Consider the following 23193-nt stretch of genomic DNA (forward strand, 5'->3'; position numbering starts at 1 on the left):
TAGTAAGATGACTAATACTAAGATTGTTGGAGTAGCAGACGTAAAAGATTGGCAAAGAATCAGTCGAGAAACTTTCACTGAAACTTTTGGTCAAGACAATAGTGCAGAAGACTTACAAAGTTACCTTGATTCAGCTTACTCGACAGAAAAGCTGACAGCTGAGTTAAACAACCCAGAAAGCCTAGTATATTTTCTCTATCAAGAAGATCAGCTGGCCGGTTATTTGAAATTAAATTGGGGTCAGGCCCATTCTGAAGACCAGGGCTCTGATTCGCTTGAAATTGAAAGAATCTATCTTTTGGCTGAATTTCAAGGGTTGGGACTTGGCGGTCAATTAATTGCCTTGGCTGAAGAAGCGGCTCAGGAAAAAGGTAAGAAAAGTCTTTGGTTAGGAGTCTGGGAGCACAATAACCAGGCCTTACACTTTTACGACAAGCATGGGTTCAAACCTTTTAGTGACCACGTTTTCCAAGTGGGTACGGATGCCCAACGTGATATTTTAATGAAAAAGAACCTTAATTGAATAGCTGACTAAAATTAATGAAAGCCTAGAAAATTATTATTATAATTTTCTGGGCTTTTACTTTTAATGTAAATAAAAAGCTCATCGCTGGCCGGCAATGAGCTCGAAAGAAAGTATTACACTTCAAAACATTTCTAGAATTATTTTATCATGTTTCAAAAAATGGGCTATAATAAAACGCCGACTCAACCGAGCCGGCGTTTTATTTGTCAGTGAATTATTCGCCCCGGAAAACCCAGGCATCACCATTCTTGGCCAACAAGTCATCAGCGGCTTGTGGACCCATGGTGTCGGATTCGTAAATTTCAAGTGGTGCCTTGTCGGCAGCGTAGACGTCTGAGATGGCGTCGGTAAACTTCCAGGCAGTCGCAACACCGTGCCAGTCGGCAAAGTTTGAACCGTTGCCGTCCATGGCATCGTGGAGCATCCGTTCGTAAGGAGCAGGCGTGATGGCCTTTTCTTCAGCGGTTGGCGCCCAGTTCAAGTTGATGGTCTGGGTTGACAAGTTGTCTGCCACTTCACGGGCGTTCAATGACCAGGTAATTTGTTCGTCAGGAGAAACCACGATGGAAAGAACCGTTTCTTGTGGTTCTTGGGCAGCGCCGAATTGGAAGGCACCAGCCTTGAAGACAACGTCAATCCGAGTGGTCTTCTTAGTCAACCGCTTACCAGAGCGGACGTAGAATGGCACGCCTTCCCAACGAGGGGTGTTGAAGTGCAATTCACCAGCGATGTAAGTGTTGGTCTTTGAATCGGCTGGAACATCTGGTTCCTTGGTGTAAGCGATGTGGCCATCGGTCTTACCGGCGCCGTATTGACCACGAACGAAGTAGCGGTTAACACCAGCTTCGTCGTAAATTTCAAGGGCAGAAAAGGCAGCGTTCTTGGCATCGCGGATCGCAGTGTCAGAGAAGTCCTTTGGTTCTTCCATGGCCAACCAACCGATGATTTGCATCGTGTGGTTTTGGATCATATCAAGCAAGGCCCCAGCAGTATCGTAGTAGCCAGCTCGTTCTTCAACCCCAAGGGTTTCGGCCAAGGTCACTTGGACGTTCTTGATGTAGTCCTTGTTCCAAGCTGAGTTGAGCATTGGGTTACCAAAGCGGAGTGGGGCGATGTTTAGGACCATTTCCTTGCCTAAGAAGTGGTCGATTCGGTAGACTTGGTTTTCGTCAAATGCAGCCGTCAATTCGTTTTGCAATTGTTCGGCCGTCTTGTAGGAAGTACCGAATGGCTTTTCAATCATGATCCGGTTGTAGCCTTCATCAGCCAACAAGCCTTCTGACTTCAAGAATTGCGCAATCGTACCGAAGAAGCGTGGAGCAACAGACATGTAGAAGATTCGGTTGCCCTTGACGTCAAACTTGTCAGCGGCGGCTTCAATCGTCTTCTTCAAGTCGGCGTAACCAGCGGCTTCGGTAACGTCTGAAGCTTCGTATGAGAAGTGGGCCAAGAAGGCAGTCACTTGGGCTGGGTCTTGGTTTTCTTGGATTGACTCGCGGACCATGTCTTGGTATTCCTCGTCAGTCAAAGTCTGACGGGCAGTACCAACAATGGCGAAGTGGTCAGCCAAGAAGCCCTTCTTATACAAGTTAAAGACGGATGGGTAAAGCAGGCGCTTGGCCAAATCGCCAGTAGCACCGAAGAATGTAACTAAGGTTTGAAGTTCTGCAACCATATGAATCCCCTTTATCTGTTTTGTGTTCGCCACTATTATACCGAAACGAGGCACAAAAAGCACGGAATTTGGCAAATTTGTAAAAATCGCTTAGCCCTAGAGCCAAAATAAAGTAAGCACTTACATAAGACCGCCAAAACGAGGCTGTCTAATAGAATATTTCCGAGCCTCCATGGTATACTATAGAGATATTTAGGGGAGAGGAGTTATGCAAGTGAGTTCAACAAAAAAATTATCAGAACGCTGGTTATTGACGGCTAACTTGTTGGCCAATACTGGTAACGCCATGATTTGGCCGGTGACGACCCTCCACATGACCGTTTCACTCCACCAGACTTTGACGATGTCGGGGCTGGTTTTGCTAGTGGCTTCCTTAATGAATATCTGCGGGGCTTATTTGGCCGGGAAACTCTTTGACCGTTGGAACCCGTACCTGTCTTTGATTGGGGCCAGCGCGGTCGCCTTTGTGGCGATGACCTTCCTATTCTTCTTTAATGGTTGGCCAACCTTTGCCCTGCTTATCTTTGCCTCATCCTTTGGAATTGGGGCCACTAACACGCTCTTAAACGCTTATGCCACGACGGTGCCGGGCAAGAACACCCGGGTGATTTTCAACAACATGTATATTATGCTGAATGTCGGCGTGGTGATTGGGACCTGGGTCGTTGGGGCCCTGTTCGACCACGCTTTTAGCTGGTTAATGCTGATTGCAGCTGTCTTGTTCATGGTCTTGTTGGTCGTAGTTGTGCTAGTCTTTAACGTCAATACCGATATTCCAAGTGTGGTGGTGGCGGATTCAACGGCTGTGGCCGCTGACGGGGGGAGTCCTGTCAGTTCAGAGGCGGGCCAAGAAAATAGCACCGCCGGTCAAAAAACAAGTTCGGTTACCAGCCTCGACAAGCGTGACGAACCAACTAGTCCTGTCCGCTTTAAGATGACGCCCTTGCTCTGGTGGCTGGCCGGTTTCTTGTTTGTCATCTACTTATCTTATATGCTTTGGGAAACCGTGATGGCACCCCACCTGCGCACGGTTGGCATTTCAACTAGTCATTATGCTGACCTCTGGGTTTTAAACGGTTTGACGATTATCGCCTTCCAAAAGTTGATTTCAACTTGGGCCAACAAGCACCCTTACCGTTTGTCAGTCATCAGTGGTGGTTTTGTCTTCGCGGCTTCATTTATTTTGATGCTGTTTGTTAACCAGTTCTGGCAAATCGTGATTGTCTTCGAACTCTTAACCCTTGGTGAAATGCTGGCCTCGCCCCAGGTACCAGCCTGGGTGGCCCAGGTCACGCCAAAGGAAGTCTCAGGCCAGGCCCAAGGCTTTGTCAGCATGATGATTTCCCTTGGTCGGATGTTTGGGCCATTGTACGGCGGCGTGATGCTCGACCACGGGCTCTTCAACCAACTCTTTTTGTCGGTCTTTGTCGCCATGGTGGCGGCCAACATCGGCCTCTTATTAATTACTAGTCGAAAAAAGGAACGTATTTATGGAACAGAAGGTAAATAAAAGTTTAGCAATTACCTTATTAATTGGTGTGATTTTGATTTTGGCCGGTGGGATTATCGGCCTGGGCTTAGAGCCGATTGCACCGCTTTTGCTGGCGATTGCCTGGATAGTAATCGTAATGCGCCTGTCAGGGGTTTCTTTTAAGGACTCCCAGGCAGCGTTGACCAAGGGAATTGAAGCTGGAATTGCACCACTCTTCTTGTTCCTCTTAATCGGATCGATGATTGCTCTTTGGCTTGGAACTGGTGTGATTCCAACCATGATTTGGTTAGGTTTTAAACTGATTGACCCGGCCTGGTTCTTGCCAACTGCTTTGTTGACTTCGGCCTTAGTTGGGTCAGTAATTGGGTCGGCCTTTACCACCATGTCAACGGTTGGAGTGGCCTTGATGGGAGTTGGAACGACCCTGGGATTCAACCCTGCTTTGGTGGCTGGGATGATTGTTTCGGGGGCTATCTTTGGTGATAAGAGTTCACCCTTGGCCGATTCAACTAACTTGGCCGCAGCTGTTTCTGGCACGGACTTGTTTGCCCACTTGAAGAACTTGATGTGGACGACCTTGCCAGCGATGGCGGTGACCCTGATGTTTGCGATTGGTTTTGGCTTTTCATCCCACCATACTGGCCTGATTTCGACCAAGGCTTCAGCAGTTACGACCTTGATTACGCCAACTTGGTGGACGATTGTGCCAATTGCCTTGATTTTGATCTCAGCGATTAGCCGGATTCCGGCCATCCCATCACTGCTGATGAACGTGGTTGTGAACGCTATTTACTTCTTGCTTTCTGGTCATTCTTTGACAACCTTGTCAAACTTGGTGGTTAACGGCTACAAGACGAGTTCGACCAACCCCACCTTGGTGGCCCTGCTGGACCGTGGGGGGATGACTGCCATGATGAACACCATCATGTTGATCATGTTGGCCTTGGCCTTAGGGGGACTCTTGTCCCACCTGGGCATCTTGCGGTCCGTGATGAACCCAATCGTTTCGCACTTGCACAGCCAAAAGTCCTTGGTCTTTGCCACCTTGATGACGGGAATTGCTACTAACTTCTTGGTTGGGGAACAGTACTTGTCAGTGATGCTACCAGGGCAAATTTACAAGGAAGATTATAAGCGCTTTGGTCTGTCACCCTTGGCCCTGTCGCGGGCGATGGAAGATTCCGGGGCGATTGCTAATTACTTGGTCCCTTGGGGAGTGGCTGGGGCCTTTGCTAGTCAGACCTTGCACGTCTCGGTTTTGGCCTTTGTTCCCTTTACCTTTTTGGCCTTGTTCTCGCCAGTCTTCTCATTGCTGTCAGCCTTGACTGGGATTGGTTTGCGCCAGGCCAGCCAGGACGAAAAGTCGGCTGCTTAATCAAAATTTATTTGCCAAAAGCTGGAATAATTTCCAGCTTTTTTCGTCTAATGAAAGTAGCGGTGGAAATGACGGCCGAATGCTTGCAAAACCGGGCCGAATTTAGTATAGTTAATGGATGTGAGTGCAGACAATGCACGCACTCCTTGCAGCTGTTTAGCTGCCAGAGACCAAAAGGAGGAAAAATACATGGCTACAGCATACGAATTAACATACATTATTCGCCCTGACATGGAAGCAGATGCAAAAAAGGCGCTCGTTGAACGCTTTGACAAGATCTTGGCTGACAACGGTGCGGAAGTTGCTAAGTCAGCTGACTGGGCTAACCGTCGTTTCGCTTACGAAATCAACGGTTACCGTGAAGGTACTTACCACATCGTCAACTTCACTGCAGAATCAAACGAAGCTGCAAACGAATTTGACCGTTTGGCTAAGATTTCAGCTGACATCTTGCGTCACATGATCGTCAAGCGCGACGCTGAATAAATTTCAATTCCACCGGGAAAGGACCTAGAAAATGATTAATCGAGTTGTTTTAATTGGACGGTTGACCCGTGACGTGGAATTGCGCTACACCCAATCGGGGGTAGCGGTTGGTTCCTTCACTCTTGCAGTGAACCGGAACTTTACCAATGCAAATGGCGACCGGGAAGCAGACTTCATCAACGCTGTTATCTGGCGGAAGGCTGCTGAAAACTTTGCTAACTTTACTGGCAAAGGGGCCCAGGTCGCAATTGAAGGCCGGTTGCAGACTAGAAATTATGAGAATAATGCTGGTCAGCGCGTTTACGTGACCGAAGTTTCAGTCGATAACTTCTCATTGTTGGAGTCAAAGGCTGATAGCGAACGTCGCCGGGCCCAAAATGGTAACGGCCAAGGCAATGACTTTGGCGGGAATAACGGCAATGCCAACTTTGGTTCCGACCAAAGCTTTGACAACGCCAACCCATTTGCTAGTGCAAGTCAAAATAACAACCAACAAAGTGGTAACAATAACCAAGCAGCAAACCCATTTGCTGCTAACAATAGCTCAGAAATTGATATTTCTGACGATGACCTACCATTTTAACTTTTAAACACTAATTGAAAGGAGACATGAAAATGCCTGAACAAAGCTCACGTCCACAACGTCGTCGCCCACAAGGCGGACCACGTCGTCGCCGTAAGGTTGACTTTATTGCAGCCAACCACATCGAATACGTTGACTACAAGGACACTGAATTATTGGAACGTTTCATCTCAGAACGCGGTAAGATTTTGCCACGTCGTGTGACTGGAACTTCTGCTAAGAACCAACGCAAGGTTACGGCCGCTATCAAGCGTGCCCGTATCATGGCCTTGTTGCCATTCGTCGCTGAAGATTAATGGTTTTAAGCCAAGACTTAGGTCTTGGCTTTTTCTTTTTACATACCCTGGGCAAATAAAAATTTGCCACGCTAATCTTAAAGGTACTCGGTTTTTTCGTGGTGCCTTTCTTTTTATCTTCTTTGTTTTTGTCGGCCATTTTTGACTGGGTCAATATGGTAAAATAGTAGTAAGTGGATAGAAAAATATTGAGGCTTTAATGAAAAACTTTTTGAATTTTCGGGCATTAGCCCGCTACCAACAAAATAAGAGCTTCCGGTCTGGTTCCCTAATAGCCTTAATCGTGGTGATTGTATCACTGGTTTTGGCTGTGATGGTTAACTGGATTTTTGGCCTGGTTTGGCTATTGGTTTTGGCCCTGGCCGGGACCTTAGTCGTTAAGCAGCTAATTGAAACGGCTGAATCAACCGCGTCCTACCTGGAAGAGCTGACCTATAAGGTTAAAAACAGCCAGCAAGAAGCTGTCTTGGGAATGCCAATTGGGATCTTGTTGATGAATGAAACAGGCAAGATTACCTGGGTCAACCCTTACTTGCAGGCCTTGCTCGTCGACCAAGAATTGATCGGTGACACCTTGCAAGAAGCCAGTGCCGACTTAGCCTTTGCAGTTAAGAATTATGATTCTGAGCAAAAGAACCAGTTCCAATGGCTGGACCGGTCCTTTGACTTGGTTTACCAAGAAGACCAGCGGGCGGTTTATTTACTTGATGCCAGCGAAAACGTGGCTTTGAAGCAAAATTTTGAAGACCACCGCTTGGTCACCGGGTTGATTTCAGTTGATAACTATGAAGAAGTTACCGAAGGAATGCCAGACTCTGAAACCTCACGGTTGCGGACTGACATCACTGGTCAGTTAACCGAATGGGCTAAGAAGTACGACTTGTACGTCCGGCGTCTGAGCCCGGTTACCTACCTTTTGATGGGATACCAGCAAGACTTAGCGAAAGCCGAAGAAGATAAGTTCTCGGTTGTGAAAAACGTCCGAGAATCAACTGCTCAGCAGAACTCACCCTTGACCCTGTCAATGGGGGTTGCTTACGGCGAACAAGACATTAATTCCTTGGTTCAGTTGGCTCAGACTAACTTGGATTTGGCCTTGGGCCGTGGGGGTGACCAGGTGGTAGTCAAGCCGGCCGATGCCCCTGCCCGGTTCTATGGTGGAACGACTAACCCAATGGAAAAGCGGACTCGGGTCCGGGCTCGTGTGATTTCTCAAACGATTGCCGAGTTGATTGACCAGTCTGACAAGGTCTTTATGGTCGGCCACAAGGCACCAGACTTGGATGCGATTGGAGCTGGCATGGGTCTTTGGCGCTTTGCCCAAATCCGGCAAAAGCCTGCCTTCGTCGTGGTTGATGAAGACAATATTTATTCCGATATCCAATCGTTGATTGAAACGGTTCGGGCTGACCAGGCTGGCGAAGGTCAACCTGGTGTTGACCTTGGTGCTTCAATCATTAATGAAAAGCAAGCGATGGAACAGGCAACCGAGAATTCCTTGTTGATCTTGGTTGACCACGCCCGCGAAATGTTGGACGGGGCCCCTGACTTGCTCCACCAGTTGGCCAGTCGAATTGTGGTGATTGATCACCACCGTTTGGCAGAAAACGCCTTGGACCAGAAGCCACTGCTGACTTATATCGAACCATACGCGTCATCAACTTCTGAATTGGTGACCGAATTGTTGCAGTACCAGAACCAAAAGGGGGCTGCCATTACTGGCTTGGAAGCAACCGCCATGCTTGGTGGAATCCAAGTCGACACCAAGAACTTTGTTTTGCGGACCGGGTCGCGGACTTTTGATGCCGCTTCTTACTTGCGGGCTAACGGGGCCGACAACGAGCTGATCCAATCATTCTTGAAAGAAAAGTTCTCAGACTTTAAGGCCCGGGCTGAGTTGGTTCATTTGGCCGAAATTAAGGACGAAGCCGCCATTTCGGTTGGCGATAACGACACGGTTTATCCTGGCGTGATTACCGCCCAAGCGGCCGACGAACTCTTGCAAATTGAAGGGGTTAAGGCTTCCTTTGTCCTCACCAAGCGTGATGATGGCAAGGTTGGTATTTCTGCTCGGTCAAACGGTGAATTTAACGTGCAGACCGTGATGGAAGACCTCGGTGGGGGTGGCCACTTATCAAATGCCGCTACCCAAATTGCTGATACGACAACCAACGATGCCTACGACCAATTGGTCAAGGCTATCGAAAACCAGGAAGCCGAAGAAGCCGCTGAATAATGATTGAGCAGTCGCCCGAAGAAAGTTTTTAATTAAAAAGGAGACATGAAGATGAAAGTTGTATTTTTAGAAGATGTTAAAGGCCGTGGTAAAAAAGGCGAAATCAAAGAAGTGCCTGATGGCTATGCCAACAACTTTTTGATTAAAAACAAGAAGGCTGAACCTGCAACCGGGAAGAATCTGGGGGCCGTGAAGGGTCGCCAGAAGGCCGAAGAAAAGCAAGCTGCCGAAGAATTGGCTGACGCTAACAAATTAAAGGCAATGCTTGAAGACGAAAAGACCGTTGTGACCATCAAGGGTAAGTCTGGGACTGATGGCCGCTTGTTTGGGGCGGTTTCAACCAAGCAAATTGTGGCGGCTTTGGCCGACCAATACAAGGTCAAGGTTGATAAGCGTAAGTTGTTGTTGAACCAACCAATCCATTCTCTTGGCTACACAACGGTACCAGTCAAGCTGCACCGCGAAGTTACTGCTGAAATGCGCGTACACGTAAGCGAGGGATAAGATGGTTGATTTAGCCAATGAATACCGGCAGGCGCCCCAAGATGTGGCCGCCGAAAAAGCCGTATTAGGGGCCATCTTCTTCGACGTGCAATCCGATGCGGCGGTGGTTGCTGCCCAGGCCATCCTGGAGCCAGCCGACTTTTACCGCCAGGCCCACCAAGAAATCTTTAAGGCAATGGAACAACTGGTCGAAGATGAACGACCAATTGATATGTTGACTTTGCAGGACAAACTAAACGCCGCCCAACAGCTTGAAAATGTTGGTGGCGTGGCTTATTTGGCCGAGTTGTCCCAGTCGACGGCTTCCGCCGCCAACCTAAAGTATTATGCTCAAATCGTCCATGAAAAGGCGATTTTGCGCCGGATGATTCAGACGCTGACGGACTCGATGTCCTTGGCCTATGATGGAGCTGAAGACTCAACCGACTTGTTGGAAGAATTGGGCCGCAAGCTTGATAAGCTCGCTCAAAACCAGGGTGATGATGACATTCGCCAAATCAAAGACGTTTTGAACGAATTCCAAGAGAACCTGCAAAACGCCGCCGACCGTGATTCCGATATTATCGGCTTGGCTTCCGGCTATAACCAATTGGATGAATTGACCCATGGCTTCCGTGAAGACCAAATGATCGTTATTGGAGCCCGGCCAGCCGTTGGTAAGACGGCCTTTGTTTTGAACATGGCCCGCAACGCTGCCAAGACTGAAAAGGTCCCGGTTGTCATCTTTTCCCTTGAAATGGGGGCGGTTGACTTGGTAACCCGGTTGGTTGCCGCTGAAGGTGGGATTGATTCGAATAATTTGACGACCGGTAAGATGACCAATGACGACTGGTCCTTGCTGACAATGGCAGTCAACTCCTTGTCTCAGATGAAAATCTACATGGATGATACGCCTGGAATTCGGATGTCTCAGATTTCCGCCAAGTTGCGCAAGCTCGAACGTGATACCTTGGCCAAAATGACCGAAGATGAACGGGAAGAAAACCCCCATCCACTCGGCCTAGTCATGATTGACTACTTGGGTCTGATTGAATCGGCTAACACTGAGAGCCGGCAGCAAGCCGTTTCTGAAGTGTCGCGGTCAATCAAGAAGTTGGCCAAGGAATTGCATACGCCAATCATCGCCTTGGCTCAGCTTTCCCGTGGTGTCGAACAACGCCAGGACAAGCGTCCTGTTCTTTCTGACTTGCGTGAATCAGGGTCAATCGAACAGGATGCCGACATCGTGGCCTTCTTGTATCGTGAAGACTACTACCGTGGCGAAGAAGGCGATGAGGGTGGTCAAGAGGCTGAAGAAGAGCAGGATGCTGTCCCAATCGACGTCATCTTGGAAAAGAACCGTGCCGGTGCTCGTGGTAGTGCCCACCTGATGTTCAACAAGCCAACCTTCAAGTTCTCCAACATGTCACCTGACTTCCAGGGTGCCCCAATTCCTGGTGGCCCTAATGGTGGTGCTGGCTTTGGCGGACCAAACGCCATGCCTGATATGTCGTCGGGCTGGTAAGCCTTTATAACTAACAGCAAATGAAAACCCGACTGGAAAATCCAGTCGGTTTTTCTTATGGGAAAAGTTTTAATTGTAGCCCAAACCGCCCGTTATAATCAAAAAACAGTTGAAAAGTTGTCAAAATTAACCAGTTATAAACAAGGACGGTCGGACAAATGAAAAAGATTGTGATTACGGGCGGGACCTCTGGCGTGGGCCTTCAGGTTGCCAAGGACTTAGCGGTTGATAACCAGGTCATCGTAGTCGGCCGTAATATTCAAAAGGGACAGCGGGCGGTTGCTGCAATTGGGGCCAATGCGACCTTTGTGGCAGCGGACTTAACCAGTGCTTCGGGCCTACAAACTTTGCAATCGACGGTTAGCCAGAAACTTGGTAGCGTTAACGTCTTATTATTAAGCTCCGGTATTTGGCCCCAGAACAAGGAAGATAACATTGCCGCCAACTTGCTTAGTCATTTTCACGTCGTTGAAAGTTTAAAAGGTTTGTTTGAAGTCGGCAGCAGAGTCTTACTTGTGACCGCTAACCCACAGGCTGTCCGTCTGGCCCCAATTCTGGAAAGTCAGGCCGGCCAACTACAAAAGATGATGTGGGTTGTCACCCACAAGACCCTGCTAATGATTTACTTGGCTGATATGTTGCAGGATGCTGGTGTGACCGTTAATGCTTTCTTCCCCGGTGATGTCCAAAGCGACCTAATGCCTTATACCCGTGGTCTAGTGAATGTCGCTGTTTCGGTCGGTCGGTACTTGGCCCTAACGAATGATGAAGAAGTCCTTGGCAAAACCGGTCGTTTTTTTGACCAAAACGGCCAGCGAGTCTTGTTGGATGAGTGCAAGTACAGCGTGGCACGGGCGAGAAAAACGTTGGGTGGGTATTTAGGCGTGAATGTTTAAAAATGAGTGCAATAAAAAAACATCAACCGTAAGGATTGGTGTTTAGATAAATGATATTAATGTGATGTTGATGAAGATTCAGCATTATTAGCGGCTGAAAAAGCACTAGAAGCTTGTGAAATTGCAGCTGAGCCAGCATTTGCTTCAGTATGAAGACCGGCACTGTATGATGCAGCGGCGTTGCTGTATGAGGTGGCTGCAGATTGTGCATCAGAAGTTGCTTGTTTAGATTCAGTCAGTTCACCGGCCATTTTGCCAAGACGACTTGAAACATCTGACAACGCAGATTGGACATTTCCCAAAGCGGCAATATCACTGTCGTAAGTGTCACCACTCATAACAGATGCAAATGCTGTTCCAGAAACTAGCATCAACCCTGCTGCAACACCAGCTACAAGAAACTTGCGTGACTTAGGAGCTTTAGCTGCATGTAAGTTAACACGTGTATTTTCCATAAGTTTAACAACATCTTAAGTATCGTCCCAAAATATTTAGGGGGGTAACGTTACTATTACAAAATGGTTCTAAATTGCAACCTGTTTTGTGTCAAAAGGAAAAGGGTCGCAAAAGTAAAGAACCCTGCCATGGCAGGGTTCTAAACGATTATTTATTCAGTTAATTCTTCAAATGGAGCACCAATCATGGCTGCTAATTCCCGGGGATCTAATTTGTCAGACCGACCAAGTTCACCAGCAGAAACCAGGATGAAGTCAGCGGTTTCAGCTTGCTTGGCCATGTACACTGGAAAGCCGTGATTATGCCAGATGCCGACAGGATTATTGGCGCCGTGAACGTAGCCGGTAGTGGCGACCAAGTCCTTCAGTGGAATCATGTGGGCCTTCTTGTTGCCAGAAACGGCGGCCAGTTTCTTCATGCTTAACCGTTCAGTCAAAGGCACAACCGCGACCAATGGGCCGGTCTTGTCACCCTTAACCGCAAGAGTCTTATAGACGTCAGATTTTTGAAAGCCGAGCTCTTTTAAGTGGGCCTCACGCTCTTCTTCTGGGGCGTCTAAATCGCCCATTTCATAGTCGACGTATGCTACGCCGTTCTTCTCAAGTACCTGCTCAGGAAGGGTTTTCTTGTCTTTTTTCTTTTTAGCCATGTCCTTATTTTAGCATAATTCTGGGTAAATTAAGGACCAGTTGATAAACTGGTCCGACCAATTCATGCTATAATATTACTTATGTCAGAAGCTATTTACGTTTCGGTGCAAGCCGATATCAAACAAAAAATTTACCAAGGGGCTTACCCCGACTTGAAACTGCCAGACGAACGGTCTTTGGCGGCTAGTTACGATGTTTCCCGGTCATCAATTAAGCGGGCCCTAAACGTCTTGGTCCAACAGGGAATCATTTTCAAAAAGCGGGGGTCGGGAACTTTCGTGAACCCCCTTTATTTGAAAAACCAGGCTATCTTCCAGCATGAAGGGTCGAACCTAGGGGTTTCCGATTCATTCCGGATCAACGGCCAGGCCCCTAGTATTGAATTGCTCGACTTCCGGGTAATTCCAGCCACGCCAGAACAGCAAACGGCCTTGTTCCTGCGGGAAGGGGACTTTGTTTATGAAATTAAGCGCCTGCGTAAAATCGATGGCGTGCCTTTTATGATTGAATATGGTTACGTGCCAATTTCTTTGTTGCCGGGCCTAAATCGCGAAACGGTTTCGCAATCAATCTATGAATACGTTGAAAAGCGGAAGTCCAAGACGGTTACCCGGTCCTTTATGACCATCATGACCGAACCATCTAACCAAGAAGAGCAAGACTTGCTGAAGCTCAAAGCGACCGAACCAGTCGGCATCATGGAGGGGATTTTCTTCATGGATGACGGCACGCCGTTGGAATATGCCAACATGCGTTTGCACTACAAGTACCTCCGCTACAATGCCTTCGTTTCTTTGGAGACGGAATAAGAGACAAAACGATAAATTTCTTCCTATTTATAATGATTCGTTGTTGTTTTGAACCGTTAATAATTGGACCGGTCCAATTTAAATTAAAATGCAACCAAAAACGAAAAAGTTAGGTCCAATCACCTTTTTTGCTTGAATCAACCTTGGTCAGTCGATATAATAGTACCTGTAAATATATAAACCTGAAGTTTGCAAGAAGCGGGCTTCGTGGAAGAAAAAAGGAGTACTATTTACATGGTTGATTACAACTCAAAAGAGTATTTAGAACTCGTTGATAAGTGGTGGCGCGCAACCAACTACTTGTCAGCTGGGATGATTTTCTTGAAGTCAAACCCATTGTTCTCAGTTACTAACACGCCTATCCAAGCTGAAGACGTGAAGGTAAAGCCTATCGGGCACTGGGGAACAATCTCAGGTCAGACTTTCTTGTATGCTCACGCTAACCGCTTGATCAACAAGTATGACTTGAACATGTTCTACATCGGTGGACCTGGTCACGGTGGCCAAGTAATGGTTACTAACGCCTACCTTGATGGTGAATATACTGCTGATTACCCAGAAGTTACCCAAGACTTGAAGGGTATGTCAACTTTGTTCAAGCGTTTCTCATTCCCAGGTGGAATTGGATCGCACATGACTGCTCAAACTCCAGGTTCATTGCACGAAGGTGGAGAATTGGGTTACTCATTGTCTCACGCCTTTGGTGCCGTTTTGGATAACCCAGACCAAATTGCTTTCGCAGTAGTTGGTGATGGTGAAGCCGAAACTGGTCCATCAATGACTTCATGGCACTCAATCAAGTTCTTGAACGCCAAGAACGATGGTGCTGTTTTGCCAATCTTGGATTTGAACGGATTTAAGATTTCAAACCCTACTCTTTTCTCACGTATGTCAGATGAAGAAATCAAGAACTTCTTTGCAGGTCTTGGTTACTCAGCTCGTTTCCTTGAAAACGATGATGTTCATGACTACATGACTTACCACGAAAAGGCTGCTTCAATCTTTGACCAAGCAATTGAAGACATCCAAGCTATCCAAAAGGATGCTCGTGAAAACGGTAAGTACGAAGACGGAACTATCCCTGCATGGCCTGTAATTATTGCACGCTTGCCTAAGGGATGGGGTGGACCTACCCACGATTTGAAGGGTATGCCTATCGAAGATTCATTCCGTGCCCACCAAGTTCCATTGCCTCTTGGCCAAAACAACTTGGAAACTTTGCCACAATTTGAAGAATGGATGAACTCATACAAGCCTGAAGAATTGTTCAACGCTGATGGTTCATTGAAGGATGAATTGAAGGCAATCGCACCTAAGGGTGACAAGCGTATGTCAGCTAACCCAATCGCTAACGGTGGACGTAAGCGTGGGGAAGCCTTGAAGGACCTTGATTTGCCAGATTGGCACGATTACGCCAACGACATCAACGCGGACAACCGTGGAACGATGTTGCCAGATGGTAACCACAACATGGACATGTTCACTTTGTCAACTTACCTTGAAAAGGTAATGCAAATGAACCCTAAGTCATTCCGCTTCTTCGGTCCTGATGAAACTATGTCAAACCGTTTGTGGTCATTGTTTGATACTACTAACCGTCAATGGATGGAAGAAGTTAAGAACCCTAACGACCAATACGAAGGTCCTGAAGGCCGTATCTTGGATGCTCAATTGTCAGAACACCAAGCTGAAGGTTGGCTTGAAGGTTACACTTTGACTGGTCGTGTTGGAATCTTTGCTTCATACGAATCATTCTTGCGCGTTGTGGATTCAATGATTACTCAACACTTCAAGTGGTTGCGTCACGCCTCAGAACAAGCATGGCGTAATGACTACCCATCATTGAACTTGATTTCAACTTCAACTGCCTTCCAACAAGATCACAACGGTTACACTCACCAAGATCCAGGTATGTTGACTCACTTGTCAGAAAAGAAGTCAAACTTCATCCGTCAATACTTGCCAGCCGATGGTAACGCCTCACTTGCTGTGATGGAACGTGCCTTCAGCGAACATTCAAAGGTTAACCACATGGTTATCTCTAAGCAACCACGTCAACAGTGGTTCTCAGCTGCTGAAGCTGAAGAATTGGCTACTCAAGGTTTGAAGGTTATTGACTGGGCTTCTACTGCACCATCAGCTAAGGTTGACATTACCTTTGCTTCTGCAGGTACTGAACCTACAATCGAAACTTTGGCAGCTTTGTGGTTGGTTAACCAGGAATTCCCTGAAGTTAAGTTCCGCTATGTCAACGTTGTTGAATTGCTTCGTTTGCAAAAGAAGTCAGAATCAGCTGGTAACGACGAACGTGAATTGTCAGATGCTGAATTTAACAACTTCTTCCAAGAAGACACACCAGTTATCTTCGGATTCCACGGATACGAAGACTTGGTTGAATCATTCTTCTTCGAACGTAAGTTCCGTGGTGACGTCTTTGTTCACGGTTACCGTGAAGATGGTGACATCACTACTACTTACGATATGCGTGTTTACTCACACCTTGACCGCTTCCACCAAGCTAAGGAAGCCGTTGAAGTTCTTGCCGACCGCGGCGTAATTGCTCAAGCGGCTGCAGATACATTCATCGCAAAGATGGATGACATCTTGGCAAAGCACTTCAAGGTGACCCGTGAAGAAGGTCGCGATATTGAAGAATTTACTAAGTGGCAATGGTCAGCTTTGAAGTAAGCTAATCACCGCTTAAAAATTGAACTGCCTCCGGGCGGTTCTTTTTTTGTGCCTTTTAGCAAATGCAGTTGGCCTTGGCCCTTATTTATAAGACTTTTCAGCCTGGTTTTGCCGAATAAAACTAGTGGTAAATTTGCTATAATAGAGTTAATTTTGAAAAGGTGGTAGACCCAATGAACCCAATTAAACTCGTTTCAATCGACATTGACGGCACGCTGTATAACGATAGCCGTGAAATTACGCCATCCGTCAAAAGTGCCGTTCAAAAGGCCAGTGCCGAGGGGGTCTACATTGTTATTACTACCGGTCGTCCCAAAACGGGTGTGACCAAGATTTTAAACGAATTGGACTTGGTGGCTGAAAACCAGTACGTTATCACCCACAATGGTGGTTTGGTTCAAAGCACCGATGGGTCAAAGACCCTCCACCGGTCATCGTTACCGTGGGAGGCCTTTTTGCAGGCACAAAAGTTTGCTGAGAAAAATGGGGCTTATATTCAAGTCGAATCGGATTCAGATGCCTTTACGGTTGCTAACCAGGTTAATGTCTATGCCAGCCAGGAAAACTATGTGGTTTCTTTGCCACTAAACTTCAAAGCTGACTTGGCCCAGCTGCAAGAATCAGGCTATGTGAAGGCAATTGCCATTGGTGAAAAGACCTTTATGGACCAAGTTCAAGCCAAGGTCCCAGCCCGATTAAAAGAAGAGGCCAATGTTGTTCGGTCGACACCAAATAACTTGGAATTTATGAATAATAACGCCTCCAAAGGCCAGGCCTTGTTGGCCTTAGCCAAGGAACTAGGAATCGATCCTAGCCAAACAATGGCAATTGGTGACCAGGAAAATGATACGACCATGATTAAGGCTGCCGGGATTGGGGTTGCCATGGGTAATGCCATTCCAGCTATCAAGGCGATTGCCGACCAAGAAACGGCTGATAATAACCACGACGGGGTGGCCAAGGCAATTGAAAAGTTTGTTTTGGGGGACTAGGTCGTCTTGAATTTGCCAGGGGGATAACGAACAGTTCTCTGGTAAAACCAAAGCAAAATGGTCTGAAATTCTTACCAGTTTTCGTGAAAATATTGGTATAATAGATAAGAAAACGTCGTCTTTTATTCTTGGAGTAGTATATGACTCAGTCAAACATCAAACTCTTTTCCCTTTCATCTAACCACCCGTTGGCCGAGAAGGTCGCTGCTGAAGTTGGTGTCCCCCTTAGTGACATTTCAGTTAAGCGTTTTGCTGACGGTGAAGTTCAGATTAACATCGAAGAATCTGTTCGTGGAGCAGACGTCTTCGTTATCCAATCAACCTCCCAACCAGTTAATGATAACTTGATGGAATTGTTGATTATGATTGACGCCTTGAAGCGGGCTTCAGCTAACCAGATCAACGTGGTTTTGCCTTATTATGGCTATGCCCGTCAGGACCGCAAGGCCCGGTCACGCGAACCAATCACAGCTAAGTTGGTTGCCAACATGATTGAACGTGCTGGTGCCACTCGCGTCATGGCATTGGACCTTCACGCCGCTCAAATTCAAGGATTCTTCGACTTGCCAATGGACCACTTGCAAGGGGCACCATTGTTGGCCGATTACTTGATTGAAACCGGAATCGCCGATAAGGAAAACGCCGTGGTTGTTTCACCTGACCACGGGGGAATGACCCGGGCCCGGAACTTGAACAACATGCTTGGCTTGGAAGCACCGGTTGCTGTTATTGACAAGCGCCGTCCGAAGCCAAACGTTGCCGAAGTTGGTTCGATTGTTGGTGATGTGGCTGGTAAGACTGCCATCATGGTCGATGATATGATTGACACTGCTGGAACCATTACTCAAGGTGCACAATTGGTTTTGGAACACGGGGCCAAGGAAGTTTATGTGGCTGCTTCACACGCGGTCTTCTCAGGACCAGCTTTGGAACGGTTGCAAAACTCCGTCTTTACTAAGGTTATCGTGACTGATTCAATTAACTTGCCTGATTCCAAGAAGTTTGACAAGTTGGAAATTGTTTCAGTTGGCGAATTGATTGGTGAAGCCATCCGTCGTGTGTCATTAAACGAAGCAATTAGTCCATTGTTTAAGCACCGGTTCCGCCGCCGTAACCAGTGAGAAAATTCTGACTTATCGGACTTTTCTTCTAAAATATGGTCATCAGATTAAAAATCACAAAGTCAAAAGCTCAATTTTCGCCTTTTTTTGGTTGAAATTGGGCTTTTTGTGAAAGAATTTCACTAAATAGCCGAATTATTTGCTGTAATATGTTACAATAACGTACGAAAAATGTTTTTTATATTGGAGCGATAACGTATGTATAAGATTTTAGTTGTAGATGACGAGAAGCCAATTTCTGATATCATTAAGTTCAACCTGGTGAAGGAAGGCTATGAAGTCGTAACTGTTGGGGACGGTGCTGCCGCCTTGGAAGCTTACCAATCAGAAAACCCTGACTTAGTTTTGCTTGACCAAATGTTGCCAGAAGTTGAAGGAATCGAAGTTCTGCGCCAAATCCGTGCCAAGGATAAGACGCCGGTCATCATGGTTACAGCTAAAAACTCCGAAATTGATAAGGTTATCGGTCTTGAAATGGGTGCGGATGATTATATCACCAAGCCATTCTCAAACCGCGAGCTCGTTGCCCGAGTGAAGGCCAACTTGCGGAACCGAAACACTGCTAGTCGCAGTGACGAAAATGAAGCTAACCAAGAAGATATCCAATTAGGTAACTTGGTTATCCATACTAAGACTTACATGGTTACCAAGGATGGGGTTGACCTTGAATTGACTCACCGTGAATTTGAGCTTTTGTCATACATGGCCCAACACATTGGCCAAGTGATGAACCGGGAAAACTTGCTCCGTCAAGTTTGGGGCTACGACTACTTCGGTGATGTCCGAGCAGTTGATGTGACGGTCCGTCGTCTTCGTGAAAAGATCGAAGATGTTCCTTCACACCCAGTTTGGTTGGGAACTCGCCGTGGTGTGGGTTACTTCCTTTCATCAGGTAAAAAAGCGAATAAATAATTAATAGAAAGGACAGGCAACCGTTTTTTGGGGTTATGAAAGTCATTGTTAAGATATTACAATCGATTCGATTCCGGATAACGTTAGTCTTTGTCCTTTTTTTGGTGGTTGTCTTAGAATCCTTTGGGGTTTTCTTTGTTCACCAAATCGAACGGCATGATTTGCTTTCCAGTCAAACGGAACTATCGATGCCAACCTATATTAAGAAAAAGATTACGGCCGGTTTGTTGAACCCAGATGATTCGGATTCTACGAATAAGATGGAAACAGCCGTCAAGGACTTTGACTCTAGCCTGGTCCAAAACGTGGTGGTTTATAACAGCAAGAGTAAGATTGTGGCCAAGCAGACTGGTAAGAAGTTGGCCATGCCCAAGACAATCGAAGCCAATTCACGGGCGGCTCTTGAAGGCGACGACTCTTACTTGCAAATTCGGACACAAAACAGTCCGGATGACGACGGCCAGCAGGCCGTGATGACGACCCCATTGTATGCCAATGGCAAGACTTCGTCTTCTAAGGAAGATGAAAAGCCAATTGGGGTTGTCGTGGTTTATGCTAGCTTGAATAAGGTTTATTCGAACGCTCGGCAAATCCTCTTGCTATTCTTAATTGCCGGTGCTTTGACCCTCTTGGCCTCGATTTACTTGGCCTTTGTTTTGTCTCGAACTTTGACTCGACCAATTGAAATCATTAACCGTCAAACCTCGCGGATTGCGGCCGGTGATTACTCCATGGTCAACAACATCAAAGGTTCGGATGAAATTTCTGAGTTGGCCCAATCGGTTAACATGTTGTCAAACCGGATTGCCGAATCAACTGAAATTATTAGTAACGAGCGTAACCGCCTTCACTCAGTCTTGCATCACATGGAGGACGGGGTCTTGTTGGCGGATGCGAACGGGAATTTGACGATTATTAACCAGTCTGCTGCTAAGTTCTTGGCCGTTGCTGAAAAAGATGCTTTGGGCCGGCCAGTCTTTGACTTGCTTGACTTGCCTGAATACCAAAGTGTCCGGGATTTAATTAAGAACCCGAAGACAATCACGATGGATATTGACGACCGAATTGTTGAAATCCGAGTGTCGTTGATTAAAAACCCATCTGGGATGATTAACGCCCTCGTTTTGATCCTGCACGATGTGACGGTTCAAAAGAAGACCGACGAAGACCGTCGGGCCTTTGTTTCTAACGTTTCGCATGAACTGCGGACACCTTTGACGACGGTTCGTTCTTATATTGAAGCCTTGATTGATGGGGCTAAAGATGATCCTCAAATCACGGAAGAATTTTTGAATGTTGTCCAAAATGAAACCGACCGGATGTCTCGGATGGTAGCCGACTTGCTTGAACTTTCCCGGATGGACCAGGGAACGATGGAAGTTAAAACGGAACTGGTCAAGTTAAACGATATTTTGAACTTTATTCTGGACCGGTTTGATATGATTTTGCAGTCACCAGCCTCTGACGATAGCAAGAAACCAATCAAGATTATCCGAGAAATCCCAGATGAAGAATTCTGGGTTGATATCGACCATGATAAGATGATCCAGGTCTTTGATAACTTGGTCAATAATGCCATTAAGTACTCACCAGATGGTGGTACGATTACCGTTGCCTTGTCGAAGCGAGGCCAACAAGCCTTGGTTGAAATTAAGGACCAAGGACTTGGTATTCCAAAGAAAGACCAAGAAAAGATTTTCAACCGGTTCTTCCGGGTTGATAAGTCGCGGTCACGGGCCATGGGTGGTACCGGACTTGGTTTGGCGATTTCTAAAGAAATGGTGGAACGGTTTAACGGCCACCTCTGGGTTGAATCGGTTGAAAACCAAGGTTCGAACTTTAAGTTGACCTTGAACCTGGTTCAAGATGACATTTTGAATTCTGATAAAAACTGGGATGACGATTAATGGTGAACTGACCGTTAATCTTAGCTTAACGTCGCCCTGGTAAAGTTGTGCTAGCAAGTTGTGGAGATTACCATGAAAAGAAATTTAACAAATCTAATTTTAGCTGGTGCACTTGCCGGGGTAATTGGTGGGGGTGCCGTTTTGGCGGGCCAAGAAGTCTACCAAAACTACCAAGTTACGCATACCGCAGTAAGGACTCAAGCTACTAAAACAACAACAATCTCGTCAAAGGACACCTCGACGAGTGCTTATAACAAAGTGGCCAACTCGGTTGTTTCCGTTTTAAACTTTAAGCAAAGCGGGTCATCTTATACGGAATCATCTGAAGGTTCTGGAATCGTTTATAAGAAGAGTAGTGGGTCTGACTTCATCGTGACCAACAACCACGTGATTGATGGGGCCGCTAAGATTCAGGTCCTAACTAACGATAATAAGACGGTTACGGCTACTTTGGTTGGAAAAGATTCTTTGACCGATTTGGCGGTCTTGAAGATTGATAATACCAACGGTGTTTCAAGTGCGACCTTTGGCGACTCAAATAAGATTGCCGTTGGCCAAAGTGTCTTGGCCATTGGGTCACCACTTGGTTCACAATACGCCTCTTCTGTGACGGAAGGAATTATTTCAGCCACGAAGCGACTGGTCCAATCTGATAGCGAAAGTAGCTCAAACTACGGTGGCTCAACTGTTATCCAGACTGATGCGGCCATTAACCCTGGTAACTCGGGCGGTCCATTGATTAATTTGGCCGGTCAAGTCATTGGAATTAACTCGATGAAGCTCTCATCGTCATCTAACGGTACGGCGGTTGAAGGAATTGGCTTTGCCATCCCATCTGACCAGGTCATCACGATTGTTAACAAACTGGTTAAATATGGCAAGGTTACCCGTCCAGCTCTTGGAATCCAGATGATTAACCTGTCTCAGGTTACTGTTTCCGAACAGAACTCAACCTTGAAGCTTCCAAGTTCCGTTAGCGGTGGGGTTGTCTTGGACAAGGTCAATGCCGGTTCACCAGCAGCGAAGGCCGGTTTGAAGAAGTACGACGTGATTGTTGGTATCGATGGCAAGTCTGTCACGAACCAATCCGACTTACGTGAGCAACTGTACACTCACAGTGTTGGCGACAAGACCAAGTTGACCTTCTACCGTGGTTCTACTAAGAAGACGGTCACGGTTAAGTTGAACCAGACATTGAAAGAATCATAAAATTAATGAGGCACTTTGTCTGTTGAATGAAAATAAAGAAGCGGTCGTTTCGAACGACCGCTTTCTTTTTGCAAAATTATTGGTCAAATAAGACAATTTGTCGGTCAATTTTGCTATACTTGATAAGGCAATTGAAACGAGGAGAGTGACGAAATGATTGTATTAGCAGGAACAATTGGGGCTGGTAAAACCAGCCTAACGGAAATCTTGGCAGACCACTTGGGTAGCCAGGCTTACTATGAAAGTGTGGATAACAACCCGATTTTGCCGTTGTTTTACCAAGACCCTAAGAAATACGGCTTTCTCCTGCAAATCTATTTCCTAAACACTCGCTTGGACCAGATCATGGAGGCCCAAAAACAGGAACACTCCGTTTTGGACCGGTCAATCTTTGAAGATGCTTTGCTCTTTCAGTTAAACGCTGACTTAGGCCGGGCAACGCAAACGGAAGTTGATATTTACAAGTCCCTCGTGAATAACGTGATTGAAGAGGTCTCAGACGAAAGTAAGCTGAAGACTCCAGAACTACTCATCCATGTGCGTGTCTCCTTAGACACGATGTTAAAGCGGATTAAGAAGCGCGGTCGTCCGTTCGAACAGATTGAACAAGACCCAGATTTGAGACAGTACTATGCGGACCTAAATGCCCGTTATGACGACTGGTTCGAACAATACGACCGGTCACCTAAGTTGCAAATTAACGGCGACGAACTCAACTTCGTTGAAGACCCTGCTGCCAAGGAAAAGGTCTTGGCAATGGTCGATGCCGCTTTAAAAGATGTTGAAAAATAAGCATAATAAAAAACCGGTTGAAACGCTGGTAGTTAGGCCCTGAAACGGGGTTTGACCACGGCGGTTTCTGCCGGTTTTATTTGT

General features: G+C 46.6%; 21 protein-coding genes. 18 read left to right on the top strand and 3 right to left on the bottom strand.

All coding sequences use genetic code 11. The annotated features are described in order from the left end of the window. The first annotated feature begins 7 nt into the window (after nt 1-7). A complete protein-coding gene (locus AC5162_RS03435) occupies nt 8-523 on the top strand; it encodes a GNAT family N-acetyltransferase (RefSeq protein ID WP_496533850.1) in 516 nt (171 codons plus the stop codon). A gap of 217 nt (nt 524-740) precedes the next feature. Here AC5162_RS03435 and zwf read toward each other — a convergent pair whose 3' ends face one another. Continuing rightward, complete coding sequence (gene zwf, locus AC5162_RS03440) at nt 741-2201, bottom strand: glucose-6-phosphate dehydrogenase (protein WP_496533851.1); 1461 nt, start codon at nt 2199-2201, stop codon at nt 741-743. A gap of 208 nt (nt 2202-2409) precedes the next feature. On the opposite strand from zwf, the gene AC5162_RS03445 reads away from it, so the two are divergent. The 9 genes from AC5162_RS03445 to AC5162_RS03485 all read left to right on the top strand — a co-directional run bounded on the left by AC5162_RS03445 (nt 2410) and on the right by AC5162_RS03485 (nt 11573). Beyond that, nucleotides 2410-3711: an MFS transporter gene (locus tag AC5162_RS03445; protein ID WP_496533852.1), complete on the top strand. Its 1302-nt coding sequence runs from the start codon at nt 2410-2412 to the stop codon at nt 3709-3711. After that, nucleotides 3692-5068, top strand: a complete 1377-nt coding sequence (locus tag AC5162_RS03450) for a Na+/H+ antiporter NhaC family protein (RefSeq protein WP_496533853.1) — start codon at nt 3692-3694, stop codon at nt 5066-5068. The genes AC5162_RS03445 and AC5162_RS03450 overlap by 20 nt, the downstream gene beginning before the upstream one ends. A 189-nt stretch (nt 5069-5257) precedes the next feature. Next, nucleotides 5258-5554, top strand: a complete 297-nt coding sequence (gene rpsF, locus AC5162_RS03455) for a 30S ribosomal protein S6 (RefSeq protein WP_496533854.1) — start codon at nt 5258-5260, stop codon at nt 5552-5554. A 31-nt stretch (nt 5555-5585) separates the two neighbouring features. Beyond that, nucleotides 5586-6137, top strand: a complete 552-nt coding sequence (ssb, locus tag AC5162_RS03460; protein WP_496533855.1) for a single-stranded DNA-binding protein — start codon at nt 5586-5588, stop codon at nt 6135-6137. Nucleotides 6138-6169: 32 nt separating this feature from the next. Further along, complete coding sequence (gene rpsR, locus AC5162_RS03465) at nt 6170-6433, top strand: 30S ribosomal protein S18 (RefSeq protein ID WP_496533856.1); 264 nt, start codon at nt 6170-6172, stop codon at nt 6431-6433. 199 nt (nt 6434-6632) lie between these two features. Beyond that, on the top strand, nt 6633-8669 hold the full coding sequence (locus tag AC5162_RS03470; protein WP_496533857.1) for a DHH family phosphoesterase: 2037 nt from the start codon (nt 6633-6635) through the stop codon (nt 8667-8669). Between the two features lie 51 nt (nt 8670-8720). Continuing rightward, nucleotides 8721-9173, top strand: coding sequence for a 50S ribosomal protein L9 (gene rplI, locus AC5162_RS03475; RefSeq protein ID WP_496533858.1), 453 nt, complete (start codon nt 8721-8723; stop codon nt 9171-9173). 1 nt (nt 9174) lies between these two features. Then, the gene (dnaB, locus tag AC5162_RS03480; RefSeq protein WP_496533859.1) at nt 9175-10677 is read left to right on the top strand and encodes a replicative DNA helicase; all 1503 of its coding nucleotides are present in this window, start codon (nt 9175-9177) and stop codon (nt 10675-10677) included. Between the two features lie 158 nt (nt 10678-10835). Next, on the top strand, nt 10836-11573 hold the full coding sequence (locus AC5162_RS03485) for an SDR family NAD(P)-dependent oxidoreductase (protein ID WP_496533860.1): 738 nt from the start codon (nt 10836-10838) through the stop codon (nt 11571-11573). A gap of 56 nt (nt 11574-11629) precedes the next feature. Here the strand turns inward: AC5162_RS03485 and AC5162_RS03490 are convergent, their stop codons facing one another. Continuing rightward, on the bottom strand, nt 11630-12028 hold the full coding sequence (locus AC5162_RS03490; RefSeq protein WP_496533861.1) for a hypothetical protein: 399 nt from the start codon (nt 12026-12028) through the stop codon (nt 11630-11632). 152 nt (nt 12029-12180) lie between these two features. Beyond that, entirely contained in the window at nt 12181-12678 is a 498-nt protein-coding gene (locus tag AC5162_RS03495; RefSeq protein ID WP_496533862.1) for a YbaK/EbsC family protein, read from the bottom strand. An 81-nt stretch (nt 12679-12759) separates the two neighbouring features. Here AC5162_RS03495 and AC5162_RS03500 point away from each other — a divergent pair, with 81 nt between their 5' ends. From AC5162_RS03500 to AC5162_RS03535, 8 genes are all read left to right on the top strand, one after another. Further along, nucleotides 12760-13488: a GntR family transcriptional regulator gene (locus AC5162_RS03500; RefSeq protein WP_496533863.1), complete on the top strand. Its 729-nt coding sequence runs from the start codon at nt 12760-12762 to the stop codon at nt 13486-13488. A gap of 234 nt (nt 13489-13722) precedes the next feature. Continuing rightward, nucleotides 13723-16176 carry a phosphoketolase family protein gene (locus AC5162_RS03505; RefSeq protein WP_496533864.1) on the top strand — a complete coding sequence of 818 codons (2454 nt, stop codon included), beginning with the start codon at nt 13723-13725 and terminating at the stop codon, nt 16174-16176. A gap of 173 nt (nt 16177-16349) precedes the next feature. After that, a complete protein-coding gene (locus tag AC5162_RS03510; protein WP_496533865.1) occupies nt 16350-17168 on the top strand; it encodes a Cof-type HAD-IIB family hydrolase in 819 nt (272 codons plus the stop codon). A gap of 140 nt (nt 17169-17308) precedes the next feature. After that, entirely contained in the window at nt 17309-18289 is a 981-nt protein-coding gene (locus AC5162_RS03515) for a ribose-phosphate diphosphokinase (protein WP_496533866.1), read from the top strand. Between the two features lie 198 nt (nt 18290-18487). Then, nucleotides 18488-19201: a response regulator YycF gene (gene yycF, locus AC5162_RS03520; protein ID WP_496533867.1), complete on the top strand. Its 714-nt coding sequence runs from the start codon at nt 18488-18490 to the stop codon at nt 19199-19201. A gap of 35 nt (nt 19202-19236) precedes the next feature. Beyond that, nucleotides 19237-21108 (top strand): ATP-binding protein, encoded by a 1872-nt coding sequence (locus tag AC5162_RS03525; RefSeq protein ID WP_496533868.1) that lies wholly within the window; start codon nt 19237-19239, stop codon nt 21106-21108. 72 nt (nt 21109-21180) lie between these two features. Beyond that, nucleotides 21181-22317 (top strand): S1C family serine protease, encoded by a 1137-nt coding sequence (locus AC5162_RS03530; protein ID WP_496533869.1) that lies wholly within the window; start codon nt 21181-21183, stop codon nt 22315-22317. Between the two features lie 153 nt (nt 22318-22470). After that, on the top strand, nt 22471-23109 hold the full coding sequence (locus AC5162_RS03535; protein ID WP_496533870.1) for a deoxynucleoside kinase: 639 nt from the start codon (nt 22471-22473) through the stop codon (nt 23107-23109). Nucleotides 23110-23193: the final 84 nt, after the last annotated feature.

Source organism: Fructobacillus sp. ChS1-6f1-1-27, assembly GCF_059579415.1.